This window comes from Streptococcus agalactiae ATCC 13813 (assembly GCF_000186445.1).
Classification (GTDB): domain Bacteria; phylum Bacillota; class Bacilli; order Lactobacillales; family Streptococcaceae; genus Streptococcus; species Streptococcus agalactiae.
In genome coordinates, this window is record NZ_GL636070.1 from 864,984 (window position 1) to 890,471 (window position 25,488).

Annotated in this window: 22 protein-coding genes, 2 tRNA genes and 2 pseudogenes; all 26 read left to right on the forward strand. The window is 34.6% G+C overall.

Features of this window, described 5'->3' with window-relative positions; all coding sequences use genetic code 11:
• Positions 1-187: 187 nt before the first annotated feature.
• The 26 genes and pseudogenes from HMPREF9171_RS108965 (at position 188) to HMPREF9171_RS108850 (ending at position 25,484) form a co-directional block, all read left to right on the forward strand.
• The gene (locus HMPREF9171_RS108965) at positions 188-1,432 is read left to right on the forward strand and encodes an efflux RND transporter periplasmic adaptor subunit (RefSeq protein ID WP_000044609.1); all 1,245 of its coding nucleotides are present in this window, start codon (positions 188-190) and stop codon (positions 1,430-1,432) included.
• A 2-nt stretch (positions 1,433-1,434) separates the two neighbouring features.
• Positions 1,435-2,145, forward strand: a complete 711-nt coding sequence (locus tag HMPREF9171_RS108960) for an ABC transporter ATP-binding protein (protein WP_000210670.1) — start codon at positions 1,435-1,437, stop codon at positions 2,143-2,145.
• A 14-nt stretch (positions 2,146-2,159) separates the two neighbouring features.
• On the forward strand, positions 2,160-3,407 hold the full coding sequence (locus HMPREF9171_RS108955; protein WP_000432859.1) for an ABC transporter permease: 1,248 nt from the start codon (positions 2,160-2,162) through the stop codon (positions 3,405-3,407).
• A gap of 128 nt (positions 3,408-3,535) precedes the next feature.
• The gene (gene rpsP / locus HMPREF9171_RS108950) at positions 3,536-3,808 is read left to right on the forward strand and encodes a 30S ribosomal protein S16 (protein WP_000268757.1); all 273 of its coding nucleotides are present in this window, start codon (positions 3,536-3,538) and stop codon (positions 3,806-3,808) included.
• A 9-nt stretch (positions 3,809-3,817) separates the two neighbouring features.
• Positions 3,818-4,060 carry a KH domain-containing protein gene (locus HMPREF9171_RS108945; protein WP_000379626.1) on the forward strand — a complete coding sequence of 81 codons (243 nt, stop codon included), beginning with the start codon at positions 3,818-3,820 and terminating at the stop codon, positions 4,058-4,060.
• 131 nt (positions 4,061-4,191) lie between these two features.
• On the forward strand, positions 4,192-5,703 hold the full coding sequence (locus tag HMPREF9171_RS108940) for a M protein trans-acting positive regulator PRD domain-containing protein (protein WP_000895683.1): 1,512 nt from the start codon (positions 4,192-4,194) through the stop codon (positions 5,701-5,703).
• 107 nt (positions 5,704-5,810) lie between these two features.
• Positions 5,811-5,882: transfer RNA gene (locus HMPREF9171_RS108935), tRNA-Gln, on the forward strand.
• 8 nt (positions 5,883-5,890) lie between these two features.
• A tRNA-Glu gene (locus HMPREF9171_RS108930) sits at positions 5,891-5,962 on the forward strand.
• 62 nt (positions 5,963-6,024) lie between these two features.
• Complete coding sequence (gene rimM, locus HMPREF9171_RS108925; protein WP_000455618.1) at positions 6,025-6,543, forward strand: ribosome maturation factor RimM; 519 nt, start codon at positions 6,025-6,027, stop codon at positions 6,541-6,543.
• Complete coding sequence (gene trmD, locus HMPREF9171_RS108920) at positions 6,530-7,285, forward strand: tRNA (guanosine(37)-N1)-methyltransferase TrmD (RefSeq protein WP_000975545.1); 756 nt, start codon at positions 6,530-6,532, stop codon at positions 7,283-7,285. Before rimM ends, trmD begins: the two co-directional genes overlap by 14 nt.
• On the forward strand, positions 7,266-8,258 hold the full coding sequence (locus tag HMPREF9171_RS108915) for an NAD(P)/FAD-dependent oxidoreductase (RefSeq protein WP_001044155.1): 993 nt from the start codon (positions 7,266-7,268) through the stop codon (positions 8,256-8,258). Before trmD ends, HMPREF9171_RS108915 begins: the two co-directional genes overlap by 20 nt.
• Before the next feature lie 136 nt (positions 8,259-8,394).
• Complete coding sequence (locus tag HMPREF9171_RS108910) at positions 8,395-9,465, forward strand: PTS sugar transporter subunit IIC (protein WP_000185923.1); 1,071 nt, start codon at positions 8,395-8,397, stop codon at positions 9,463-9,465.
• 12 nt (positions 9,466-9,477) lie between these two features.
• Positions 9,478-10,401, forward strand: a complete 924-nt coding sequence (locus HMPREF9171_RS108905) for a 2-dehydropantoate 2-reductase (RefSeq protein WP_000964162.1) — start codon at positions 9,478-9,480, stop codon at positions 10,399-10,401.
• 211 nt (positions 10,402-10,612) lie between these two features.
• A complete protein-coding gene (locus tag HMPREF9171_RS108900; protein WP_000976026.1) occupies positions 10,613-12,247 on the forward strand; it encodes an SH3 domain-containing protein in 1,635 nt (544 codons plus the stop codon).
• Between the two features lie 143 nt (positions 12,248-12,390).
• Positions 12,391-13,626, forward strand: coding sequence for an aminoacyltransferase (locus HMPREF9171_RS108895; protein WP_000175200.1), 1,236 nt, complete (start codon positions 12,391-12,393; stop codon positions 13,624-13,626).
• A 130-nt stretch (positions 13,627-13,756) separates the two neighbouring features.
• Entirely contained in the window at positions 13,757-14,500 is a 744-nt protein-coding gene (locus HMPREF9171_RS108890; protein WP_000920255.1) for a DeoR/GlpR family DNA-binding transcription regulator, read from the forward strand.
• Positions 14,497-15,408, forward strand: a complete 912-nt coding sequence (gene pfkB, locus HMPREF9171_RS108885) for a 1-phosphofructokinase (RefSeq protein WP_000640762.1) — start codon at positions 14,497-14,499, stop codon at positions 15,406-15,408. Before HMPREF9171_RS108890 ends, pfkB begins: the two co-directional genes overlap by 4 nt.
• Positions 15,405-17,369 (forward strand): PTS fructose transporter subunit IIABC, encoded by a 1,965-nt coding sequence (locus HMPREF9171_RS108880; RefSeq protein ID WP_000701392.1) that lies wholly within the window; start codon positions 15,405-15,407, stop codon positions 17,367-17,369. The genes pfkB and HMPREF9171_RS108880 overlap by 4 nt, the downstream gene beginning before the upstream one ends.
• A gap of 189 nt (positions 17,370-17,558) precedes the next feature.
• Entirely contained in the window at positions 17,559-18,053 is a 495-nt protein-coding gene (locus HMPREF9171_RS108875; RefSeq protein WP_000598911.1) for a DUF2127 domain-containing protein, read from the forward strand.
• A gap of 51 nt (positions 18,054-18,104) precedes the next feature.
• A pseudogene (locus HMPREF9171_RS01000000112950) lies at positions 18,105-18,637 on the forward strand (hypothetical protein).
• Positions 18,638-18,708: 71 nt separating this feature from the next.
• Positions 18,709-19,089 (forward strand): DUF1149 family protein, encoded by a 381-nt coding sequence (locus HMPREF9171_RS108870; RefSeq protein WP_000452064.1) that lies wholly within the window; start codon positions 18,709-18,711, stop codon positions 19,087-19,089.
• Positions 19,089-19,937, forward strand: coding sequence for a DegV family protein (locus HMPREF9171_RS108865; protein WP_001234244.1), 849 nt, complete (start codon positions 19,089-19,091; stop codon positions 19,935-19,937). The genes HMPREF9171_RS108870 and HMPREF9171_RS108865 overlap by 1 nt, the downstream gene beginning before the upstream one ends.
• A 184-nt stretch (positions 19,938-20,121) precedes the next feature.
• Positions 20,122-21,330 carry a CCA tRNA nucleotidyltransferase gene (locus HMPREF9171_RS108860; protein WP_001238955.1) on the forward strand — a complete coding sequence of 403 codons (1,209 nt, stop codon included), beginning with the start codon at positions 20,122-20,124 and terminating at the stop codon, positions 21,328-21,330.
• Between the two features lie 10 nt (positions 21,331-21,340).
• Entirely contained in the window at positions 21,341-23,209 is a 1,869-nt protein-coding gene (locus tag HMPREF9171_RS108855; RefSeq protein ID WP_001279332.1) for an ABC-F family ATP-binding cassette domain-containing protein, read from the forward strand.
• Positions 23,206-23,678, forward strand: a pseudogene (locus HMPREF9171_RS01000000112955) (GNAT family N-acetyltransferase). The gene HMPREF9171_RS108855 and the pseudogene HMPREF9171_RS01000000112955 overlap by 4 nt, the downstream one beginning before the upstream one ends.
• A gap of 66 nt (positions 23,679-23,744) precedes the next feature.
• Positions 23,745-25,484 carry an ABC transporter ATP-binding protein gene (locus HMPREF9171_RS108850; RefSeq protein WP_000323501.1) on the forward strand — a complete coding sequence of 580 codons (1,740 nt, stop codon included), beginning with the start codon at positions 23,745-23,747 and terminating at the stop codon, positions 25,482-25,484.
• The last annotated feature ends 4 nt before the right edge of the window (positions 25,485-25,488 follow it).

The window sequence follows — 25,488 nt, forward strand, 5'->3', positions numbered from 1 at the left end:
AGCTGAGATCTATATCTCAGCTTTTATTTGTGGTAAAAAGTAAAGTACTTTCAATTTTGTAAGTTCTTTCTATGAGCAAAATAGTATACTTAATGAGTAAAAATATTATTTTTAAAGAATTTTCTTGACAATATTATTTAAAAATAATACACTTGTTCTATATTAATAATACAAACAGGAGATAGACATGAGTAAACGACAAAATTTAGGAATTAGTAAAAAAGGAGCAATTATATCAGGGCTCTCAGTGGCACTAATTGTAGCAGTAGGTGGCTTTTTATGGGTACAATCTCAACCTAATAAGAGTGCAGTAAAAATTAATTACAAAGTTTTTAATGTTAGAGAAGGAAGTGTTTCCTCCTCAACTCTTTTGACAGGAAAAGCTAAGGCTAATCAAGAACAGTATGTGTATTTTGATGCTAATAAAGGTAATCGAGCAACTGTTACAGTTAAAGTGGGTGATAAAATCACAGCTGGTCAGCAGTTAGTTCAATATGATACAACAACTGCACAAGCAGCCTACGACACTGCTAATCGTCAATTAAATAAAGTAGCGCGTCAGATTAATAATCTAAAGACAACAGGAAGTCTTCCAGCTATGGAATCAAGTGATCAATCTTCATCATCATCACAAGGACAAGGGACTCAATCGACTAGTGGTGCGACGAATCGTCTACAGCAAAATTATCAAAGTCAAGCTAATGCTTCATACAACCAACAACTTCAAGATTTGAATGATGCTTATGCAGATGCACAGGCAGAAGTAAATAAAGCACAAAAAGCATTGAATGATACTGTTATTACAAGTGACGTATCAGGGACAGTTGTTGAAGTTAATAGTGATATTGATCCAGCTTCAAAAACTAGTCAAGTACTTGTCCATGTAGCAACTGAAGGTAAACTCCAAGTACAAGGAACGATGAGTGAGTATGATTTGGCTAATGTAAAAAAAGACCAGTCTGTTAAAATAAAATCTAAGGTCTATCCTGACAAGGAATGGGAAGGTAAAATTTCATATATCTCAAATTATCCAGAAGCAGAAGCAAACAACAATGACTCTAACAACGGCTCTAGTGCTGTAAATTATAAATATAAAGTAGATATTACTAGCCCTCTCGATGCATTAAAACAAGGTTTTACTGTATCAGTTGAAGTAGTTAATGGAGATAAGCACCTTATTGTCCCTACAAGTTCTGTGATAAACAAAGATAATAAACACTTTGTTTGGGTATACAATGATTCTAATCGTAAAATTTCCAAAGTTGAAGTCAAAATTGGTAAAGCTGATGCTAAGACACAAGAAATTTTATCAGGTTTGAAAGCAGGACAAATCGTAGTTACTAATCCAAGTAAAACTTTCAAGGATGGGCAAAAAATTGATAATATTGAATCAATCGATCTTAAGTCTAATAAGAAATCAGAGGTGAAATAATCGTGACAACTAATCGAAAAGAACTGATTAGATTGCATCAGATTGTTAAAAGTTATCAAAATGGGGATCAAAAACTTCAAGTCTTAAAGAACATTGATTTGACGGTTTATGAAGGTGAATTTCTTGCAATCATGGGGCCATCTGGTTCAGGGAAATCCACACTAATGAATATTATTGGCTTGTTGGATTCCCCAACTTCAGGAGATTATAGTTTAAATGGTAAACGTGTCGAAGAACTAAGTCAAACAAAATTAGCTCAAGTTCGAAATGAGGAAATCGGTTTTGTCTTTCAACAATTTTTCTTGTTATCTAAACTAACGGCTTTGCAAAATGTTGAATTACCCTTAATTTATGCGGGTGTAGCTCCTAAAAAGCGTAAAAATTTAGCAAAACAATTTTTAGATAAAGTTGAATTAAGAGAGCGTATGAACCATCTGCCAACAGAATTATCTGGGGGACAGAAGCAACGTGTAGCAATCGCGCGTGCTTTGGTGAATAGCCCATCTATTATTCTAGCAGATGAGCCGACTGGTGCCTTGGATACAAAGACGGGTGAGCAAATTATGCAGTTCCTAACGGAATTAAATCAAGAAGGTAAAACCATCATCATGGTAACTCATGAACCAGAAATCGCCGATTATGCGACTCGTAAAATTGTTATTCGTGATGGCGAAATTACAGCAGATACTACTGATAGTATTAGAATTGATTAAGGGGAGATTCGATTATGGAAAATTGGAAATTTGCCCTATCATCGATTCTAGGGCACAAGATGCGTGCTTTTCTGACCATGTTAGGGATTATCATTGGGGTTGCATCAGTTGTGTTAATTATGGCCTTAGGTAAGGGCATGAAAGATTCGGTTACAAATGAGATTACAAAGTCTCAGAAGAACCTTCAGATTTATTATAAAACAAAAGAAGACCAAAAAAATGAGGATAACTTTGGAGCTCAAGGGGCTTTCATGCAAAGTAGTGATACCAACCGTAAGGAACCAATTATTCAAGAATCATGGTTAAAAAAGATTGCTAAGGAAGTAGATGGTGTTAGTGGCTACTATGTAACTAATCAAACAAATGCTCCAGTAGCTTACCTTGAAAAAAAGGCAAAGACGGTTAATATAACAGGAATTAACCGCACTTACCTTGGTATCAAAAAGTTCAAAATTAAAAGTGGTCGTCAATTCCAAGAGGAGGATTATAACCAATTCTCGAGAGTTATTTTACTAGAAGAAAAATTAGCTCAGAGATTATTTCAGACAAATGAAGCAGCGTTAAATAAAGTGGTAACTGTAAAAAATAAATCTTACTTAGTAGTGGGGGTTTATTCGGATCCAGAAGCTGGCTCAGGCTTATATGGAAGTAATTCTGATGGGAATGCTATTTTAACCAATACACAGTTAGCTTCGGAGTTTGGTGCTAAAGAAGCAGAAAACATATATTTTCATCTTAATGATGTATCGCAATCCAATCGCATTGGTAAAGAAATAGGCAAACGTTTAACAGACATTAGTCATGCTAAGGATGGGTACTATGATAATTTTGACATGACATCTATAATTAAATCTATCAATACCCAAGTTGGTATTATGACAGGTGTTATTGGAGCGATTGCAGCAATTTCTCTCCTAGTTGGTGGTATCGGAGTGATGAATATTATGTTAGTCTCTGTAACTGAGCGCACGAGAGAAATTGGCCTTCGTAAAGCCCTTGGGGCAACTCGACGTAAAATTTTAGCTCAATTTTTAATTGAATCAATGGTCTTAACGATTTTGGGTGGATTAATTGGGTTATTACTAGCCTATGGAGGTACGATGTTAATTGCTAATGCGCAAGATAAGATTACTCCTTCTGTGTCACTTAACGTGGCTATAGGCAGTTTAATTTTCTCAGCATTTATTGGAATTATATTTGGTTTATTACCTGCTAATAAAGCTAGCAAATTAAACCCAATTGATGCTTTACGATATGAATAAAAAAACATGTGCTCTGTCAAGATTTTTTCTTGACAGAGTTTGTATTTATGTTATACTTAGTAAGGTAAAGTTGTTAGTTAAGCTATCAACGACCAAATATAAAGAAAAAGAAAAGAGACTATTTAAAAATGGCAGTAAAAATCCGTTTAACTCGTATGGGTTCTAAGAAGAAACCTTTCTACCGTATCAATGTTGCAGATTCACGTGCACCACGTGACGGACGTTTTATTGAAACTGTTGGAACATACAACCCATTAGTTGCAGAAAACCAAGTTACAATCAAAGAAGAACGTGTTCTTGAATGGTTATCAAAAGGTGCACAACCTTCAGATACAGTTCGTAACCTTCTTTCAAAAGCTGGAGTTATGACTAAATTCCACGATCAAAAATTCTCAAAATAATAAAAGCCTATGGATACCATTGAAAATCTCATTATTGCTATTGTGAAACCTTTGATTTCACAACCAGATCAGTTAACCATAAAAATTCAGGATGGCCCAGAATTTTTAGAGTACCATCTTGATTTAGATACCCAAGACATCGGTCGTGTTATCGGCAAAAAGGGTCGTACAATTACAGCGATAAGGTCGATTGTCTATTCGGTACCAACACAAGGGAAAAAAGTAAGACTCATCATTGATGAGAAAGAATAATTTATTCTAAAAGATAGGAACTTCCTGTCTTTTTTGTTATATCTACACAAAAATTGTGAGTTTTTTAGTCTTTTAGAATATAATGGATGTGAAAGGGAATTTTCTGATTTTTTATTAATGAGGATAAGATATTGCTATTTGATTTTCTCGAAGAAAAAATAAAACTGAAAGCATACCTGATGACCGCCTTACTTGATGATGGAGAAATTAACCTTGATCACTTTAAAACAGAATATGCTTTGAGTGAAAAGATTTTACAAGGTCTTATTTCGGAACTACAAATACTTTATTCTGATTTCTACCTTGTTGTCAAAAGTAGAACAATGGTATTGTTCCATTACGAAACACTTTCTAAGCTAGAGACTTTGCATACCATTTATCGAGAGTCTAATACGTTACAGTTTTTGGCATATTTTATTGCTCCTCAAAATGTCAGTTTTTCTGAATTCACGGCTAAGAAATTCATATCCGTCGCAAGTGCCTACCGAATAAAGAAAAACTGTAAACTTTATTTGGAGAGTGTTAAGTTATCAATACAAAAAAATAAAGTGACAGGTCCAGAATATCAGATTAGGCTGCTGATTGCTTTGTTACAATATCATTTTGGTTTTATTATTTATCCTTTTGATGCTACAAGTGAGGTAATGATAAGGGATTTTATTGAATACTCGAATTTTAAAGGGTGTGACTACGACCTTAAAGACTTATCTGAAGAATATTACTATTTTTATATTTTGGTGAATTTAGCTTGGAAAAGAAAAGAATATAAAGTAGACATTCCTCAAACAGAATCCTTTAATCAATTAAAAAAATCGATTCTCTATATGGAGTTATCCAAAGCAGCTCAAAAAAGTATTGCTATACATCTTGGTATAGAGTTGAATGAAGGTTTACTTGATTATCTATATTTAGTGTTTTGTATTAGTGATGGTCCTCTATTTAGCAATCGAGATGATATCAATATCAACGAAGAATTTATTTTTGCTTCTTATAAGATATCAAAGTCTAAAGCCTTTAAAAATTTTTGTGGTCGATTATTGGGTAGAGAATTTATTGACTCGCAGCATTTTAAAGATATTAATGCCTATTTTTTGAGACATTTTATTTGTTATTGTTATTATTTTATTCCTGATTTTTATTTTTTAAATACATCAAGGCTGAGCTATTCTAAGGATTTATATCACCTATTAGATAAAGGTCTGGCTGATATTTTTAACCTTAAAGGAGGGAATTTAACTTTTTCAAAACATGAGACAGTGCTACTAACAATGCAATTATCTAACTTAATAGAGACTTTCTTAGCTCCTCTTTCTGTATATGTAATTTCATCTAGTAATATTAGATTACAAACCTATCAAGTAATGTTAAACCAATATTTTACATCTAAGATAGCGGAATTCTTTTTTGTAAACTATCAAACGACTCAGATAGATGAAAAATTACTAAAAAAAGCAGATATCATTATTGCTGAGAGACGCTATATATCTTCTTTAAAAAATGACTCAGGTGTGGCTATACAAGATATATTAGAAATTGGGATGAATAATAAGCAGTACCATGAACTACTTTTACAAGCTATTATCGAAAAAAGGGACCAAAAAGTTTTTGAATATATTTCAAAAATGAAACATAAAATACTTTGATAGACTCTATATGAGCTTTATTAAAAGGGATAAAATCGAAATTTAAAATTTAATTCGAAAAGATATTGACAGTAATCTAGAATTTCGATATACTAGATTTTGTCTTTTGGGGTATAGCCAAGCGGTAAGGCAAGGGACTTTGACTCCCTCATGCGTTGGTTCGAATCCAGCTACCCCAGTTTCACATGGTCCGTTGGTCAAGGGGTTAAGACACCGCCTTTTCACGGCGGTAACACGGGTTCGAATCCCGTACGGACTATCGTGGCCAGTTGCATTTTAGCGGCTGGTTTTTCTTTTATTTTCAAAAATATCGGAGTTACTATGGAATACTTTAACGTTGGAAAAATTGTCAATACACAAGGATTACAAGGCGAAATGCGTGTATTAAGCGTGACTGACTTTGTAGAAGAACGCTTTAAAAAAGGTCAAGAGTTAGCTTTATTCGATGAAAAGAATCAGTTTGTTATGGATATTGAAATTGCTAGTCATCGTAAGCAGAAGAATTTTGACATTATAAAATTCAAAGGAATGTATCATATTAATGATATTGAAAAATATAAAGGTTTCACACTGAAGGTGGCAGAGAATCAACTGAGCGACCTTAAAGATGGTGAATTCTATTATCATGAAATTATTGGCTTAGATGTCTATGAAGGGGAAGAGCTGATTGGAAAAATCAAAGAAATTTTACAACCAGGAGCAAATGACGTTTGGGTTGTGGAACGTCATGGAAAACGTGATCTTTTATTACCCTATATCCCGCCAGTAGTATTAGAAGTGGACCTTTCTAATCAGCGTGTTCAAGTTGAATTGATGGAAGGTTTAGATGATGAAGATTGATATTTTAACTTTATTTCCTGAAATGTTTGCCCCTCTGGAACATTCTATAGTTGGTAAGGCAAAAGAAAGAGGACTTCTTGAAATTAATTATCACAATTTCAGAGAAAATGCTGAGAAGTCTCGACATGTTGATGATGAGCCTTACGGTGGGGGGCAAGGGATGCTTTTACGTGCTCAACCTATTTTTGATACAATTGGTAAAATTGATGCTCAAAAAGCACGTGTTATTTTGCTAGACCCAGCGGGCAGAACATTTGATCAGAATTTTGCAGAAGAACTATCCAAAGAAGATGAATTAATTTTTATTTGTGGTCACTATGAAGGTTATGATGAACGTATAAAATCATTAGTAACAGACGAAGTATCTTTGGGAGATTTTGTTCTTACGGGAGGAGAATTGGCGGCTATGACAATGGTTGATGCTACCGTTCGTCTGATTCCAGAAGTTATAGGTAAAGAAACAAGTCATCAGGATGATTCATTTTCATCGGGCCTATTAGAATATCCTCAGTATACGCGCCCATATGATTATTTAGGCATGACAGTTCCTGATGTTCTCATGAGTGGTCATCATGAAAATATCCGAAAATGGCGTTTAGAACAAAGTTTGCGAAAAACACTAGAACGTCGACCAGACTTGTTAGAAAATTATGCAATGACGGATGAAGAGAGACTTATCTTAGAGAAAATTAAAACAGAAATAGAAAGAACAGATACAGTAAATGAACAAAACAATTTATGATATCACTATTGTAGGAGGCGGACCAGTAGGTCTCTTTGCTGCTTTTTATGCTGGACTACGCGGAGTATCCGTTAAAATTATTGAAAGCCTTTCGGAATTAGGAGGCCAGCCAGCTATCCTTTATCCTGAGAAAAAAATCTATGATATTCCTGGTTATCCGGTGATTACTGGACGTGAGTTAATTGATAAACATATTGAACAATTAGAGAGATTTAAAGATTCTATTGAAATCTGTTTAAAAGAAGAAGTTTTATCATTTGAGAAAGTAGATGATGTTTTCACAATTCAAACAGATAAAGATCAACATTTGTCGCGTGCTATTGTTTTTGCTTGTGGTAACGGTGCTTTTGCTCCGCGTTTATTAGGTTTGGAAAATGAAGAAAATTATGCAGATAATAATTTATTCTATAACGTTACAAAGTTAGAACAGTTTGCAGGTAAACATATTGTTATTTGTGGTGGAGGCGACTCAGCTGTTGATTGGGCCAATGAATTAGATAAGATTGCAGCTAGTGTAGCGATTGTTCATCGTAGAGATGCTTTTAGAGCGCATGAGCATAGTGTGGATATACTAAAGGCATCAGGTGTTAGAATTTTAACCCCTTATGTCCCAATTGGTTTAAATGGAGATAGTCAGAGAGTTAGTAGCTTGGTCGTTCAAAAAGTTAAAGGTGATGAAGTAATTGAATTACCTTTAGACAACTTGATTGTTAGTTTTGGCTTTTCTACTTCTAATAAAAATTTACGTTATTGGAATTTGGATTATAAACGGTCTAGTATCAATGTTTCTTCACTTTTTGAGACGACTCAAGAAGGCGTGTATGCTATTGGAGATGCTGCTAATTATCCAGGAAAGGTAGAATTGATTGCAACAGGATATGGGGAAGCACCGGTCGCTATAAACCAAGCTATCAATTATATTTATCCTGATCGAGATAACCGTGTAGTCCATTCAACATCATTGATAAAATAACTATAAATAAAACTGATAAGTTTATAAAAAAGGATTATATATATTGTTAAAAAAATAACAAAGCTTCCTATTTATTTTGTGATATAATTAACTTTGTCGTTATGAATGATATTAAATAAATGAAGCGAGGTATTTTATGACAAATACGGTAACACCAAAAGAGACGGCTGGCTCTTTTATCAATAAAGTGTTAGGTGGGACAGCAACTGCAATCGTTGTAGCACTCATCCCAAATGCTATCCTAGCCACTTTTTTGAAACCATTTTTATCTTACGGACTTGCTGCAGAGTTCTTACACATCGTGCAGGTATTCCAATTTTTCACACCAATTATGGCAGGATTTTTGATTGGTCAACAGTTTAAATTCACCCCAATGCAACAGCTTGCTGTTGGAGGTGCTGCATATATTGGTTCTGGTGCGTGGGCTTACACAGAAGTTATTCAAAAAGGAGTTGCTACTGGTAGTTTCCAATTGCGTGGGATTGGTGATCTCATCAATATGATGCTAACAGCAGCTTTAACAGTTTTAGCAGTTAAGTGGTTTGGTAATAAATTTGGTTCCCTAACCATTATCTTGTTACCTATTATCATAGGTACAGGCGTAGGCTATTTAGGATGGAAATTACTCCCTTACGTTTCATATGTGACAACACTTATTGGTCAAGGAATTAATTCTTTTACTACTTTACAACCAATTGCGATGTCAATTCTAATTGCGATGGCTTTTTCAATGCTTATTGTAAGTCCTATTTCAACAGTAGCGATTGGTCTAGCGATTGGTCTTAATGGTATGTCAGCGAGTGCAGCTTCAATGGGAGTTGCTTCAACAACAGCAGTGCTAGTTTGGGCAACGATGAAGGCTAATAAGTCTGGAGTTCCAATTGCTATTGCTTTAGGTGCAATGAAGATGATGATGCCAAATTTCCTAAAGCATCCAGTAATGGCGATTCCAATGCTTATGACTGCTACAATAAGTTCTCTAACAGTCCCATTGTTTAAATTGGTGGGAACACCAGCTTCGTCTGGTTTTGGGCTTGTTGGTGCAGTAGGTCCGATTGCTTCATTTGAAGCAGGAGCAAGTATGTTGATTGTTATCTTATCTTGGCTCGTTATTCCTTTTGCAGTAGGTTTTGTATCGCACAAAATTTGTAAAGATATTCTGAAACTTTATAAAGACGATATTTTCGTTTTTGAAGGTCAAAATTAATTTGGAGGTTGTATGTTAGTTTATATTGCTGGTTCAGGCGCTATGGGATGTCGTTTTGGATATCAAATTTCTAAAACAAATCATGATGTTATTTTACTTGATAATTGGGCAGACCATATTATGGCTATTAAAGAAAATGGCTTGAAGGTAACAGGTGATACAGAGGACCTTGTTAAACTTCCTATCATGAAGCCAACTGATGCGACAGAAGAAGCAGATTTAATTATTTTGTTTACTAAAGCAATGCAGTTGCCAAATATGCTTCAAGATATTAAAAAAATTATTGGTAAGAAAACAAAGGTCTTATGTCTTTTAAATGGATTAGGACATGAAGATGTCATTCGTCAATATATCCCTGAACACAATATTTTGATGGGAGTAACAGTTTGGACTGCAGGGTTGAAAGGACCAGGACATGCTCATCTGGAGGGAGTTGGTTCTGTAAATCTTCAAAGTATCGACCCTAACAATCAAGAAGCAGGTCATCGCGTTACTGAATTACTTAATGAAGCAAAATTACAGGCTACTTATGACGAAAATGTTTTGCCAAATATTTGGAGAAAAGCTTGTGTTAACGGAACGATGAATTCAACTTGTGCCTTGCTAGATTGTACAATTGGTCAATTATTTGCTAGTGAAGACGGCGTAAATATGGTACATGAAATTATCCATGAATTTGTTACTGTTGGAAAAGCAGAAGGGGTAGAGCTTGATGAAGAAGAAATAACAAAGTATGTTATGGATACATCTGTTAAAGCAGCCCATCATTACCCTTCAATGCATCAAGACTTAGTTCAAAATCAGCGCTTAACTGAAATTGATTTCTTAAATGGCGCAGTGAATAAAAAAGGTGAAAACCTAGGCATTGATACACCTTACTGTCGATTAATCACACAATTAATTCACACTAAAGAAAATGTACTTAGCATAAAATAATAATCAACCGGGTGGATAGTGCCCGGTTTTTTGATATGCTTAATGATAATGATTTTGTTATACTAAGAATAATAAGAGTTGGGTATTTTTTTCGAGAAGTATTTACAGTATGAAATATTACGTTTATGTTACAAATATTTCTAAAAGATGTTTACATGTTACAAAAAGGATATTATAATAGTAGTGTAAATAAATAAGGAAGTAGGTGTTTATGATGAAAAAAGGACAAGTAAATGATACTAAGCAATCTTACTCTCTACGTAAATATAAATTTGGTTTAGCCTCAGTAATTTTAGGATCATTCATAATGGTCACAAGTCCTGTTTTTGCGGATCAAACTACATCGGTTCAAGTTAATAATCAAACAGGCACTAGTGTGGATGCTCATAATTCTTCCAATGAGACAGGTGCGTCAAGTGTGATTACTTCCAATAATGATAGTGTTCAAGCGTCTGATAAAGTTGTAAATAGTCAAAATACGGCAACAAAGGACATTACTACTCCTTTAGTAGAGACAAAGCCAATGGTGGAAAAAACATTACCTGAACAAGGGAATTATGTTTATAGCAAAGAAACCGAGGTGAAAAATACACCTTCAAAATCAGCCCCAGTAGCTTTCTATGCAAAGAAAGGTGATAAAGTTTTCTATGACCAAGTATTTAATAAAGATAATGTGAAATGGATTTCATATAAGTCATTTGGTGGCGTACGTCGATACGCAGCTATTGAGTCACTAAATCCATCAGGAGGTTCAGAGACTAAAGCACCTACTCCTGTAACAAATTCAGGAAGCAATAATCAAGAGAAAATAGCAACGCAAGGAAATTATACATTTTCACATAAAGTAGAAGTAAAAAATGAAGCTAAGGTAGCGAGTCCAACTCAATTTACATTGGACAAAGGAGACAGAATTTTTTACGACCAAATACTAACTACTGAAGGAAATCAGTGGTTATCTTATAAATCATTCAATGGTGTTCGTCGTTTTGTTTTGTTAGGTAAAGCATCTTCAGTAGAAAAAACTGAAGATAAAGAAAAAGTGTCTCCTCAACCACAAGCCCGTATTACTAAAACTGGTAGACTGACTATTTCTAACGAAACAACTACAGGTTTTGATATTTTAATTACGAATATTAAAGATGATAACGGTATCGCTGCTGTTAAGGTACCGGTTTGGACTGAACAAGGAGGGCAAGATGATATTAAATGGTATACAGCTGTAACTACTGGGGATGGCAACTACAAAGTAGTTGTATCATTTGCTGACCATAAGAATGAGAAGGGTCTTTATAATATTCATTTATACTACCAAGAAGCTAGTGGGACACTTGTAGGTGTAACAGGAACTAAAGTGACAGTAGCTGGAACTAATTCTTCTCAAGAACCTATTGAAAATGGTTTAGCAAAGACCGGTGTTTATAATATTATCGGAAGTACTGAAGTAAAAAATGAAGCTAAAATATCAAGTCAGACCCAATTTACTTTAGAAAAAGGTGACAAAATAAATTATGATCAAGTATTGACAGCAGATGGTTACCAGTGGATTTCTTACAAATCTTATAGTGGTGTTCGTCGCTATATTCCTGTGAAAAAGCTAACTACAAGTAGTGAAAAAGCGAAAGATGAGGCGACTAAACCGACTAGTTATCCCAACTTACCTAAAACAGGTACCTATACATTTACTAAAACTGTAGATGTGAAAAGTCAACCTAAAGTATCAAGTCCAGTGGAATTTAATTTTCAAAAGGGTGAAAAAATACATTATGATCAAGTGTTAGTAGTAGATGGTCATCAGTGGATTTCATACAAGAGTTATTCCGGTATTCGTCGCTACATTGAAATTTAAAGCTAAATCTTTTTAGATTTAGCTTTACTAATATTATGTGTGTTGGAAAAAACAGTGGAGATTTACGTCAAAATTATATTATTTGGATAGTATCGAATAGATAGAATGTGGAGAAAAGTAGGAAATAGTTAAGAAAGGTATTTATGACGCTTCGAGAATTAACAATAGAAGAATTTAAAGAACATTCAGGAAATTATGATTCACAATCATTTTTACAAACACCTGAGATGGCTAAACTTTTAGAAAAACGCGGCTATGATGTTAGGTATTTGGGATATCAAGTAGAAAATAAACTAGAGATAATCAGTTTATCTTATATTATGCCAGTCACTGGTGGTTTTCAAATGAAAATTGATTCAGGACCAGTTCATTCAAATTCTAAGTATCTAAAACAATTTTATAAAGCATTACAAGGCTATGCCAAATCCAACGGTGTTCTAGAATTAATAGTTGAGCCTTATGATGATTACCAATTATTCACTAGTTCGGGAGTTCCTAGTAATCAGGGAAATGATAATCTGATTGAAGATTTTACCAGTTCAGGTTATCACCATGATGGTTTAACAACTGGTTTTACTGGTAAATATTTATCTTGGCACTATGTTAAAAATTTAGAAGGTGTCACTTCTGAAACGTTACTATCTTCATTCTCTAAGACAGGACGACCTTTGGTTAAGAAAGCAATGTCTTTTGGAATCAAGGTTCGCGTTCTTAAACGTGATGAGCTACATTTATTTAAAGAGATAACAACTTCTACGTCAAATAGACGTGATTATATGGATAAGTCCTTAGATTATTATCAAGATTTTTACGATAGCTTTGAAGGTAAGGCTGAATTTGTGATTGCCACTTTAAATTTTAGAGAATACGACCATAACTTGCAAATAAAAGCTGAAGCATTGGAAAATAAGCTTAAATTGCTTGATGAACGTTTTAGGGAAAATGCAGACTCTCCTAAGTATCATAGACAACGCTCTGAAATAGTTAATCAACTGGCTAGTTTTGAAACACGTCGACAAGAAGTTCAGTCATTTATTCAAAAGTATGATAACCAAGACGTTGTTTTAGCTGGTAGTCTATTTGTTTATAGTCTTAAGGAGACAGTTTATTTCTTTTCAGGATCCTACACAGAATTTAATAAATTTTATGCACCAGCAGTTCTTCAGGAATATGTTATGCAAGAGGCTCTCAAAAGAGGTTCTACTTTCTATAACCTCCTAGGTATTCAGGGGACTTTTGATGGTTCAGATAGTATTCTTCGATTTAAACAGAATTTTAATGGTTATATCATTCGTAAAACGGGAACTTTTAACTATTATCCAAGTCCTTTTAAATACAAAGGAATACAGCTTCTTAAAAAGGTTTTGAAGAGAAATTAAAGTATTTGTAAAAGCTAATCTTTAGATTAGGCTTTTTTAGTTTATTGATAGTTTTTGGAAGAAAATGCTTGACATTGAAAGAAAAAGAGATATAATTAAATTGCAAACGATTTCAATTCAAGGAGGGACTATGCTAAAGTCAAAGAGAAAAGAAATTATCTTATCACGACTTGAGCAAAATAAGAGTGTTACTTTAGATGAATTAACGTCTATCTTAGAGACTTCTGAATCTACAGTTCGCAGGGATTTAGATGAACTTGAATCTGAAGGTTTTTTAAAAAGGGTGCATGGTGGTGCTGAATTACCATACTCACTTGGCCAGGAATTAAGTAATCAAGAAAAATCTATCAAAAACGTTCAAAAAAAATTGGATATTGCTAGACAAACTGCAAAGCTGATAGCAAAGCAAGATGTTATATTTATTGATGCCGGAACTACGACAGAATTATTAATTGATTTTCTCCCTCACGAGCAATTAACGGTGGTGACGAATTCTATTCATCATGCTGCAAAGTTAGTTGATAGAGGGATAAAAACAATCATTATCGGAGGAGCGGTTAAGCGTTCAACAGATGCTAGTATTGGCCAGGTAGCCATTAATCAGATTAGGCAGATAACGGTTGATAAAGCTTTTCTGGGGATGAATGGTATAGATGAAGTTTATTTAACTACACCAGATTTAGAAGAAGCTGCTATTAAAGAAGCTATTATTAATAATAGTCAACAAACCTTTATTCTAATGGATTCATCTAAAATTGGACAAGTTACATTTGCTAAAGTGAAAGAGATAAATGACATTAATTTAGTAACTAATAAGACTGATTCAGAACTTATGACAATAATAAAAGAGAAAATGAAGGTGATTCAAGTATGATTTATACAGTAACATTAAATCCATCGATTGATTTTATTGTTCGTCTAGATACACTATTGTTGGGTAGTGTTAACCGTATGACTAGCGATGATAAATATGTAGGTGGTAAAGGAATTAATGTTAGTCGCATATTAAAACGCTTAAAAATTGACAATACTGCTACAGGTTTTATCGGTGGATTTACAGGACGTTTTGTTGAAGATGGACTTGTATCAGAAGGTATCAAAACTGACTTTGTTTCTGTTAATGAAGATACACGTATCAACGTTAAAGTAAAAGCAAAAATTGAAACTGAAATCAATGGCGGGGGTCCTAGGATAACAAATGAGCAACTTCATCGTCTAGAGACACTTCTTTCGAGACTAACACCTGAGGACACAGTAGTTTTCGCAGGTTCAGCACCAGCTAGCCTTGGGAATAAGGTCTATAATACATTGATTCCAATTGCTAAAAAGACAGGAGCGGAAGTTGTTTGCGATTTTGAAGGTCAGACACTTTTAGACGCTCTTGCTTATCAGCCTCTTTTAGTAAAACCGAATAACCATGAATTAGCAGATATTTTTGGCGTAGAGCTAGAAGGTTTGCCTGATATCGAAAAATATGCACATAAGATTCTAGATAAGGGAGCTAAGAATGTTATCGTTTCTATGGCAGGGGATGGTGCATTGTTAGTAACTCCAGAAGCTTCATATTTTGCAAAACCGATTAAGGGTGAAGTGAAAAATTCCGTTGGGGCTGGTGATTCAATGGTAGCTGGCTTTACAGGAGAATTTGTTAAGTCAAAAAATCCAGTAGAAGCACTAAAATGGGGCGTAGCTTGTGGTACGGCAACCACTTTCTCAGATGATTTAGCAACAGCTGAGTTTATCCAAGATATTTATAATAAAGTTGAGGTAGAAAAATTATGAAAATCCAAGACCTACTAAAAAAAGAAGTTATGATTATGGATTTAAAAGCAACCAGTAAAGAGGCTGCAATTGATGAAATGATTACAAAATTAGTTGACACAGGTGTTGTGACAAACTTTGCTATTTTTAAAGATGGTATCATGAAGCGTGAGGCACAAACATCAACTGGATTAGGTGATGGTATCGCTATGCCACATAGTAAAAATGCTGCCGTTAAAGAAGCTACTGTCCTTTTTGCAAAATCTGCATCAGGTGTTGATTACGAAGCACTTGATGGACAGCCAACTGATTTATTCTTTATGATTGCTGCGCCAGATGGTGCTAATGATACGCATTTAGCTGCCTTGGCAGAACTATCTAAATATCTTTTAAAAGAAGGGTTCGCTGATCAATTACGTCAAGCAAAAACGCCAGATGACATTATTGCTACTTTTGATAGTAATAGCATTTCTCAAGAAACAGTAGCTCCACAAACAGTACAATCAACAAATAAAGGTTCAGATTATATTGTTGCAGTAACAGCTTGCACTACGGGAATTGCCCACACGTATATGGCAGAAGAAGCTTTAAAGAAAAAAGCAGCTGAAATGGGTGTAGGTATTAAAGTTGAAACAAATGGCGCTTCTGGTGTAGGAAATAAGTTGACTTCAAGTGATATTGCAAGGGCTAAGGGTGTTATTATTGCAGCAGATAAGGCTGTAGAGATGGATCGTTTTGATGGCAAACCTTTGGTATCACGTCCGGTAGCTGATGGTATTAAAAAAAGTGAAGACTTAATTAACATTATTCTCGATAATAAGGCACAAACCTATCATGCAAAAAATCAAAATGATAAACAATCAGGTGAATCTGATGGAAAATCAGGCTTAGGCTCTGCTTTTTATAAACACCTTATGGGTGGTGTATCACAAATGTTACCATTCGTTATTGGTGGCGGTATTATGATTGCGATTGCTTTCCTTTTTGATAACATGCTTGGTGTACCAAAAGACCAATTAAGTAATTTAGGTTCATATCATGAAATTGCAGCCTTATTCAAAAATATCGGTGGCGCAGCATTTGCATTTATGTTACCAGTATTGGCAGGTTATATCGCTTATTCAATAGCTGAAAAACCAGGACTAGTAGCTGGCTTCGTAGCTGGTTCAATTGCATCAAGTGGACTGGCATTCGGTAAAGTACCTTTTGCAGAAGGTGGGAAAGCAACCTTAGCATTAGCAGGTGTGCCATCAGGTTTCTTAGGGGCTTTAGTAGGTGGTTTCTTAGCTGGTGGAGTTATCCTACTACTTAGAAAATTACTTTCAGGTCTCCCAAAATCGCTTGAAGGTATTAAATCAATTCTTTTATACCCATTGTTAGGTGTTTTGATTACAGGTTTCTTGATGTTGCTCGTAAACATTCCAATGGCAGCTATCAACACAGCTCTTAACACTTTCTTACAAGGTTTATCTGGTAGTTCAGCAGTCTTGATGGGCTTACTAGTCGGTGGTATGATGGCTGTAGATATGGGTGGGCCTGTTAATAAAGCAGCTTATGTTTTTGGTACAGGTACTCTTGCAGCAACTGTTGCAAATGGCGGCTCTGTTGTTATGGCAGCTGTAATGGCTGGAGGAATGGTTCCACCGTTAGCAGTATTTGTGGCAACTTTATTATTTAAAGATAAATTTAATAATGAAGAACGTCAATCTGGTCTAACAAATATCGTTATGGGGTTATCTTTTATCACTGAAGGTGCTATTCCGTTTGGTGCTGCTGACCCAGCGCGTGCAATCCCTAGCTTTATTGTAGGTTCAGCCTTAACTGGAGCGCTTGTTGGTTTAGCTGGTATCAAGTTGATGGCTCCTCATGGAGGGATTTTTGTCATCGCATTAACAAGTAATCCTTTACTTTATATTCTATTTATTCTAATTGGAGCGGTAGTCTCAGGTGTACTCTTTGGCTTGTTCCGTAAAACAAAATAGTTAATCTCAACTTATCCAAATTTACATTGAATAAAAGGTGAATAAACTATCGTTATTGGGTCTATTCGCCTTTTTATGTTGTAAAAAGAATGGTAGATTAATCATTAATAATTGCTAATATTTTTTCAATAGGATATGATTTATTTAAGCAAAAAAATGGATAATATGATTGAGGAAAGGAGGTAAGCAATGATTAAATGGAATGAAAAAGAAACAAAACTAGTTGATACAAGTTTTTCAATTATGTTGTATCTAAAAACGCTATTTGCAGTCGGACAAGTAGTAGCTGGCGTTTTATTATATTATTTTAAACCTACACAAATAAAACATCTCCTATTTCTTTTAACTGAAGGTGAAGTTCACAGTGGAATTCATGGTTTTATTTCTGCTCATTTCTTGAAAATAAGCAGTTATATTAATGATTCGGCTAGTCATTTAGCCGCTATCTATCTATTAATTCATGGCGGTATCAAATTAGTAGCACTTATTTTATTACATAAAGAGAAATTATTTGCTTACCCTTTATCAATTTTAGTTTTCGTTGGGTTTATCATTTTCCAACTAAGGGAATATTTTTCTAGTCATAGCATTTTAATGATTTTTCTATGTGTATTTGATGTTATCATGATAATTTTAACATGGTTAGAATATCAGAAAATGAAATTGAATTTTTCAAAAAGGTGACTTCCCCCATGCCTTAGCGCTTGTTTTTATAAGCGCTTTTTTTGCTACAATATGATTATGAAAACTATTGAAGAAATTTACAAAAATTATCCCAATATCCCCTATATCTCACCTGAAAGAGACTTGGCTGAAATTAATTTTAGTAAAGTTGTTCCTAGGAAAAATATGGAAGAAACTAGTGAAGGACTCTTGCCTGGAGACATTATCTTATTATGGCGTATACAGTTTGGAACTTTCACAACTGAAACAAGTTTTTCAAAATATTTTGAATACATTTATGGTATAAATGGAAAAGAACACCTAGAATTTTTAATAAAAAATGGATTTGTAAGAATGGAGTCACCGCTTGATTCTTTAGATCACTTATCTGCTCCACTTTTAAAACTATTCTTAAAAGAAAAAACGTAAAAGGCTTGTCAAAGATGAAACGCTCTGATTTAGATCAGGCAATAGCTATTGCTTTTACAGAAGAGGAATTAGGGAAGTTGTTTGTTGTCAGAGGGTTGGCACTTACAGAAAAAGGTTTAGCAGCCTTGAGTAACAATCAAGAAGTGATTGATAGACATCCTAAGAAGAAGTTCTAGATTCCCACCTGCTTTAAGAATCTACAAATTTATGCTATAATAATACATATTGTCTATCAAGGAGAAAATACATGGAAGTCATTCGTGAACAAGAATTTGTCAATCAATACCACTATGATGCGCGCAATTTAGAATGGGAAGAGGAAAATGGTACCCCAAAAACAAATTTTGAAGTTACTTTCCAATTAGCTAATAGAGATGAAGCAGCAAAAGTAACGAGCATTGTAGCAGTGTTACAATTTGTTACTGTACGTGATGAGTTTGTTATTTCTGGTGTCATTTCACAAATGGCTCATATCCAAGGGCGCCTTATCAATGAGCCTAGTGAGTTTAGTCAAGATGAAGTTGAGAATCTAGCAGCCCCTCTTTTAGAAATCGTTAAACGTCTGACTTATGAAGTTACAGAAATTGCTTTGGATAGACCAGGAGTAACATTGGAGTTTAATAGTTAATGAGATTAGCACTTATTACTGATACCTCAGCTTACTTGCCCGAGGCTATCGAAAATCATGAAGATGTCTATGTTTTAGATATTCCAATTATCATTGATGGTAAAACTTATATCGAGGGACAAAATCTGACATTAGACCAATATTATGATAAGCTAGCGGCATCAAAAGAATTACCTAAAACAAGTCAGCCTAGCTTAGCTGAACTAGATGATCTCTTATGTCAATTGGAGAAAGAAGGGTATACGCACGTTCTTGGTTTATTCATTGCAGCGGGAATATCAGGTTTCTGGCAGAATATTCAGTTTCTTATTGAAGAACATCCAAATTTGACAATTGCTTTTCCAGATACTAAAATAACTTCAGCACCACAGGGCAATTTAGTTAGAAATGCTTTGATGTGTTCACGTGAAGGGATGGATTTTGATGTCATAGTTAACAAGATACAATCACAAATTGAAAAAATTGAAGGATTTATTGTTGTTAATGATTTGAATCATCTAGTAAAAGGTGGTAGATTGTCAAACGGTTCAGCTATCATTGGTAACCTTTTAAGTATCAAGCCGGTCTTACATTTTAATGAAGAAGGTAAAATCGTTGTCTATGAGAAAGTGCGTACAGAGAAAAAAGCCTTAAAACGCTTGGCTGAGATTGTCAAAGAAATGACAGCAGATGGTGAATATGATATTGCTATTATTCACTCTAGAGCACAAGATAAGGCGGAACAATTATATAATTTGTTAGCTAAAGCTGGTCTTAAAGACGATTTAGAAATTGTATCATTTGGTGGCGTTATTGCAACTCATCTTGGTGAAGGTGCGGTTGCCTTTGGTATTACCCCCAAAAATTGATGTGTGATAAAAAGAGTTGCTTGGAGGTTGATCCTTATTGCAGATATCAAAGAAGAAGTTAGGAGATTCTTCTTTGATAATTTGAGTAGGTAGGGAGTGTCCCTTAGGCAGTTCTTTTTGTTTCTGAATCCATTTATAAGAAATAATAATGCGACTTTAGTTCGTTTAGATTTGGAATAGTATGATGAGATTAAATTATTTGCCTTCTGAGTTTCAGAAGGCTTTACCAATATTAAAAAAGATAAAAAAAGCCGGTTATGAAGCATACTTTGTAGGTGGTAGTGTTCGGGATGTTTTACTTGACCGTCCAATTCATGATGTTGATATAGCAACATCATCTTATCCAGAAGAAACAAAGCAGATTTTTAAAAGGACAGTTGATGTTGGTATCGAACATGGAACAGTCTTAGTATTGGAAAAAGGTGGTGAATATGAGATTACCACTTTTAGGACTGAAGAGGTTTATGTTGATTATAGGCGTCCGAGTCAGGTCAATTTTGTTAGGTCGCTAGAAGAAGATTTAAAACGTCGAGATTTCACAGTTAACGCCTTTGCTTTAAATGAAGATGGAGAAGTTATTGATCTCTTTCATGGATTGGATGATTTAGATAATCACCTTCTTAGAGCAGTAGGACTCGCCAGTGAGCGTTTTAATGAAGATGCTCTTCGAATTATGCGAGGTTTGCGTTTTTCTGCTAGTCTAAATTTTGATATCGAAACAACAACTTTTGAGGCAATGAAAAAGCACGCGCCATTATTGGAGAAAATATCTGTTGAGCGTTCTTTTATTGAATTTGATAAACTTCTATTAGCACCTTATTGGCGTAAAGGAATGCTGGCACTAATAGATAGCTATGCTTTTAATTATCTACCATGCTTAAAAAATAGGGAATTACAATTAAGCGCCTTTTTGTCCCAGTTAGATAAAGATTTTTTATTTGAGACATCAGAACAAGCTTGGGCATCACTCATCTTGAGTATGGAAGTTGAACACACAAAGACTTTTTTAAAAAAATGGAAGACATCAACTCACTTTCAAAAAGATGTTGAGCATATAGTGGATGTTTATCGTATTCGTGAACAAATGGGATTGACTAAAGAACATCTTTATCGTTATGGAAAAACTATAATAAAACAAGCGGAAGGTATTCGCAAAGCAAGAGGTTTGATGGTTGATTTTGAAAAAATAGAACAACTAGATAGTGAGTTAGCTATCCATGATAGGCATGAGATAGTTGTCAATGGTGGCACCTTAATTAAGAAATTAGGAATAAAACCTGGTCCACAGATGGGAGATATTATCTCTCAAATTGAATTAGCCATTGTTTTAGGACAACTGATTAATGAAGAAGAGGCTATTTTACATTTTGTTAAGCAGTACTTGATGGATTAGAGAGGATTATATGAGCGATTTTTTAGTAGATGGATTGACTAAGTCGGTTGGTGATAAGACGGTCTTTAGTAATGTTTCATTTATCATCCATAGTTTAGACCGTATTGGGATTATTGGTGTCAATGGAACAGGAAAGACAACACTATTAGATGTTATTTCGGGTGAATTAGGTTTTGATGGTGATCGTTCCCCTTTTTCATCAGCTAATGATTATAAGATTGCTTATTTAAAACAAGAACCAAACTTTGATGATTCTCAGACAATTTTGGACACCGTACTTTCTTCTGACTTAAGAGAGATGGCTTTAATTAAAGAATATGAATTATTGCTTAATCACTACGAAGAAAGTAAGCAATCACGTCTAGAGAAAGTAATGGCAGAAATGGATTCTTTAGATGCTTGGTCTATTGAGAGCGAAGTCAAAACAGTATTATCCAAATTAGGTATTACTGATTTGCAGTTGTCGGTTGGTGAATTATCAGGAGGATTACGAAGACGTGTTCAATTAGCGCAAGTATTATTAAATGATGCAGATTTATTGCTCTTAGACGAGCCTACTAACCACTTAGATATTGACACTATTGCATGGTTAACGAATTTTTTGAAAAATAGTAAAAAGACAGTGCTTTTTATAACTCATGATCGTTATTTTCTAGACAATATTGCAACACGTATTTTTGAATTAGATAAGGCACAGATTACAGAATATCAAGGCAATTATCAGGATTATGTCCGACTTCGTGCAGAACAAGACGAGCGTGATGCTGCTAGTTTACATAAAAAGAAACAGCTTTATAAACAAGAACTAGCTTGGATGCGTACTCAGCCACAAGCTCGTGCAACGAAACAACAGGCTCGTATTAATCGTTTTCAAAATCTAAAAAACGATTTACACCAAACAAGCGATACAAGCGATTTGGAAATGACATTTGAAACAAGTCGAATTGGGAAAAAGGTTATTAATTTTGAAAATGTCTCTTTTTCTTACCCAGATAAATCTATCTTGAAAGACTTTAATTTGTTAATTCAAAATAAAGATCGTATTGGAATCGTTGGAGATAATGGTGTTGGAAAGTCAACCTTACTTAATTTAATTGTTCAAGATTTACAGCCGGATTCGGGTAATGTCTCTATTGGTGAAACGATACGTGTAGGTTACTTTTCACAACAACTTAATAATATAGATGGCTCAAAACGTGTTATTAATTATTTGCAAGAGGTTGCAGATGAGGTTAAAACTAGTGTCGGTACAACAAGTGTGACAGAACTATTGGAACAATTTCTCTTTCCACGTTCGACACATGGAACACAAATTGCAAAATTATCAGGTGGTGAGAAAAAAAGACTTTACCTTTTAAAAATCCTGATTGAAAAGCCTAATGTGTTACTACTTGATGAGCCGACAAATGACTTAGATATTGCTACATTAACTGTTCTTGAAAATTTTTTACAAGGCTTTGGTGGTCCTGTGATTACAGTTAGTCACGATCGTTACTTTTTAGATAAAGTGGCTAATAAAATTATTGCGTTTGAAGATAACGATATCCGTGAATTTTTTGGTAATTATACTGATTATTTAGATGAAAAAGCATTTAATGAGCAAAATAATGAAGTTATCAGTAAAAAAGAGAGTACCAAGACAAGTCGTGAAAAGCAAAGTCGTAAAAGAATGTCTTACTTTGAAAAACAAGAATGGGCGACAATTGAAGACAATATTATGATATTGGAAAATACTATCACTCGTATAGAAAATGATATGCAAACATGTGGTAGTGATTTTACAAGGTTATCTGATTTACAAAAGGAATTAGATGCAAAAAATGAAGCACTTCTAGAAAAGTATGACCGTTATGAGTACCTTAGTGAGTTAGACACATGATTATCCGTCCGATTATTAAAAATGATGACCAAGCAGTTGCACAATTAATTCGACAAAGTTTACGCGCCTATGATTTAGATAAACCTGGTACAGCATATTCAGACCCTCGCTTAGATCATTTGACCTCATACTACAAAAAATAGAGAAGTCAGGATTCTTTGTCATTGAGGAGAGAGATGAGATTATTGGCTGTGGCGGCTTTGGTCCGCTGAAAAATCTAATTGCAGAGATGCAGAAGGGGTACATTGCAGAACGTTTCCGTGGTAAGGGGCTTGCTACTGATTTAGTGAAAATGATTGAAGTAGAAGCTCGAAAAATTGGGTATAGACAACTTTATTTAGAGACAGCCAGTACTTTGAGTAGGGCAACTGCGGTTTATAAGCATATGGGATATTGTGCCTTATCGCAACCAATAGCAAATGATCAAGGTCATACAGCTATGGATATTTGGATGATTAAAGATTTATAAGTTGAAAGTGGATTAGTGAACATGGATTAATTATTTTGAGATAAGAGGAAAGAAAAGGAGACATATATGGCATATATTTGGTCTTATTTGAAAAGGTACCCAAATTGGTTATGGCTTGATTTACTAGGTGCTATGCTTTTTGTGACGGTTATCCTAGGAATGCCCACAGCCTTAGCAGGTATGATTGATAATGGCGTTACAAAAGGTGATCGGACTGGAGTTTATCTGTGGACGTTCATCATGTTTATATTTGTTGTACTAGGTATTATTGGGCGTATTACGATGGCTTACGCATCTAGTCGCTTAACGACAACAATGATTAGAGATATGCGTAATGATATGTATGCTAAGCTTCAAGAATACTCCCATCATGAATATGAACAGATAGGTGTATCTTCACTAGTGACACGTATGACAAGCGATACTTTTGTTTTGATGCAATTTGCTGAAATGTCTTTACGTTTAGGCCTAGTAACTCCTATGGTAATGATTTTTAGCGTGGTTATGATACTAATTACGAGTCCATCTTTGGCTTGGCTTGTAGCGGTTGCAATGCCTCTTTTGGTAGGAGTTATTTTATATGTAGCTATAAAAACAAAACCTTTATCTGAAAGACAACAGGCTATGCTTGATAAAATCAATCAATATGTTCGTGAAAATTTAACAGGGTTACGCGTTGTTAGAGCCTTTGCAAGAGAGAATTTTCAATCACAAAAATTTCAAGTCGCTAACCAACGTTACACAGATACTTCAACTAGTCTTTTTAAATTAACAGGGCTAACAGAACCACTTTTCGTTCAAATTATTATTGCAATGATTGTGGCTATCGTTTGGTTTGCTTTGGATCCCTTACAAAGAGGTGCTATTAAAATAGGGGATTTAGTTGCTTTTATCGAATATAGCTTCCATGCTCTCTTTTCATTTTTGCTATTTGCCAATCTTTTTACTATGTATCCTCGTATGGTGGTATCAAGCCATCGTATTAGAGAGGTGATGGATATGCCAATCTCTATTAATCCTAATACCGAAGGTGTTACGGATACGAAACTCAAAGGGCATTTAGAATTTGATAATGTAACATTCGCTTATCCAGGAGAAACAGAGAGTCCCGTTTTGCATGATATTTCTTTTAAAGCTAAGCCTGGAGAAACAATTGCTTTTATTGGTTCAACAGGTTCAGGAAAATCTTCTCTTGTTAATTTGATTCCACGTTTTTATGATGTGACACTTGGAAAAATCTTAGTAGATGGAGTTGATGTAAGAGATTATAACCTTAAATCACTTCGCCAAAAGATTGGATTTATCCCCCAAAAAGCTCTTTTATTTACAGGGACAATAGGAGAGAATTTAAAATATGGAAAAGCTGATGCTACTATTGATGATCTTAGACAAGCGGTTGATATTTCTCAAGCTAAAGAGTTTATTGAGAGTCACCAAGAAGCCTTTGAAACGCATTTAGCTGAAGGTGGGAGCAATCTTTCTGGGGGTCAAAAACAACGGTTATCTATTGCTAGGGCTGTTGTTAAAGATCCAGATTTATATATTTTTGATGATTCATTTTCTGCTCTCGATTATAAGACAGACGCTACTTTAAGAGCGCGTCTAAAAGAAGTAACCGGTGATTCTACAGTTTTGATAGTTGCTCAAAGGGTGGGTACGATTATGGATGCTGATCAGATTATTGTCCTTGATGAAGGCGAAATTGTCGGTCGTGGTACCCACGCTCAATTAATAGAAAATAATGCTATTTATCGTGAAATCGCTGAGTCACAACTGAAGAACCAAAACTTATCAGAAGGAGAGTGATTGT

Excerpts from the sequence above, each read along its gene's own strand:
- HMPREF9171_RS108865 (WP_001234244.1), top strand. The coding sequence starts at position 19,089 with ATGAGATTAGCACTTATTACTGATACCTCAGCTTACTTGCCCGAGGCT.
- HMPREF9171_RS108880 (WP_000701392.1), top strand. The coding sequence starts at position 15,405 with ATGAAAATCCAAGACCTACTAAAAAAAGAAGTTATGATTATGGATTTA.
- HMPREF9171_RS108965 (WP_000044609.1), top strand. The coding sequence starts at position 188 with ATGAGTAAACGACAAAATTTAGGAATTAGTAAAAAAGGAGCAATTATA.
- HMPREF9171_RS108860 (WP_001238955.1), top strand. The coding sequence starts at position 20,122 with ATGAGATTAAATTATTTGCCTTCTGAGTTTCAGAAGGCTTTACCAATA.
- HMPREF9171_RS108910 (WP_000185923.1), top strand. The coding sequence starts at position 8,395 with ATGACAAATACGGTAACACCAAAAGAGACGGCTGGCTCTTTTATCAAT.
- pfkB (WP_000640762.1), top strand. The coding sequence starts at position 14,497 with ATGATTTATACAGTAACATTAAATCCATCGATTGATTTTATTGTTCGT.
- HMPREF9171_RS108855 (WP_001279332.1), top strand. The coding sequence starts at position 21,341 with ATGAGCGATTTTTTAGTAGATGGATTGACTAAGTCGGTTGGTGATAAG.
- rpsP (WP_000268757.1), top strand. The coding sequence starts at position 3,536 with ATGGCAGTAAAAATCCGTTTAACTCGTATGGGTTCTAAGAAGAAACCT.
- rimM (WP_000455618.1), top strand. The coding sequence starts at position 6,025 with ATGGAATACTTTAACGTTGGAAAAATTGTCAATACACAAGGATTACAA.
- HMPREF9171_RS108870 (WP_000452064.1), top strand. The coding sequence starts at position 18,709 with ATGGAAGTCATTCGTGAACAAGAATTTGTCAATCAATACCACTATGAT.
- HMPREF9171_RS108955 (WP_000432859.1), top strand. The coding sequence starts at position 2,160 with ATGGAAAATTGGAAATTTGCCCTATCATCGATTCTAGGGCACAAGATG.
- HMPREF9171_RS108850 (WP_000323501.1), top strand. The coding sequence starts at position 23,745 with ATGGCATATATTTGGTCTTATTTGAAAAGGTACCCAAATTGGTTATGG.
- HMPREF9171_RS108895 (WP_000175200.1), top strand. The coding sequence starts at position 12,391 with ATGACGCTTCGAGAATTAACAATAGAAGAATTTAAAGAACATTCAGGA.
- HMPREF9171_RS108905 (WP_000964162.1), top strand. The coding sequence starts at position 9,478 with ATGTTAGTTTATATTGCTGGTTCAGGCGCTATGGGATGTCGTTTTGGA.
- HMPREF9171_RS108945 (WP_000379626.1), top strand. The coding sequence starts at position 3,818 with ATGGATACCATTGAAAATCTCATTATTGCTATTGTGAAACCTTTGATT.
- HMPREF9171_RS108915 (WP_001044155.1), top strand. The coding sequence starts at position 7,266 with ATGAACAAAACAATTTATGATATCACTATTGTAGGAGGCGGACCAGTA.
- HMPREF9171_RS108900 (WP_000976026.1), top strand. The coding sequence starts at position 10,613 with ATGATGAAAAAAGGACAAGTAAATGATACTAAGCAATCTTACTCTCTA.
- HMPREF9171_RS108890 (WP_000920255.1), top strand. The coding sequence starts at position 13,757 with ATGCTAAAGTCAAAGAGAAAAGAAATTATCTTATCACGACTTGAGCAA.
- trmD (WP_000975545.1), top strand. The coding sequence starts at position 6,530 with ATGATGAAGATTGATATTTTAACTTTATTTCCTGAAATGTTTGCCCCT.
- HMPREF9171_RS108875 (WP_000598911.1), top strand. The coding sequence starts at position 17,559 with ATGATTAAATGGAATGAAAAAGAAACAAAACTAGTTGATACAAGTTTT.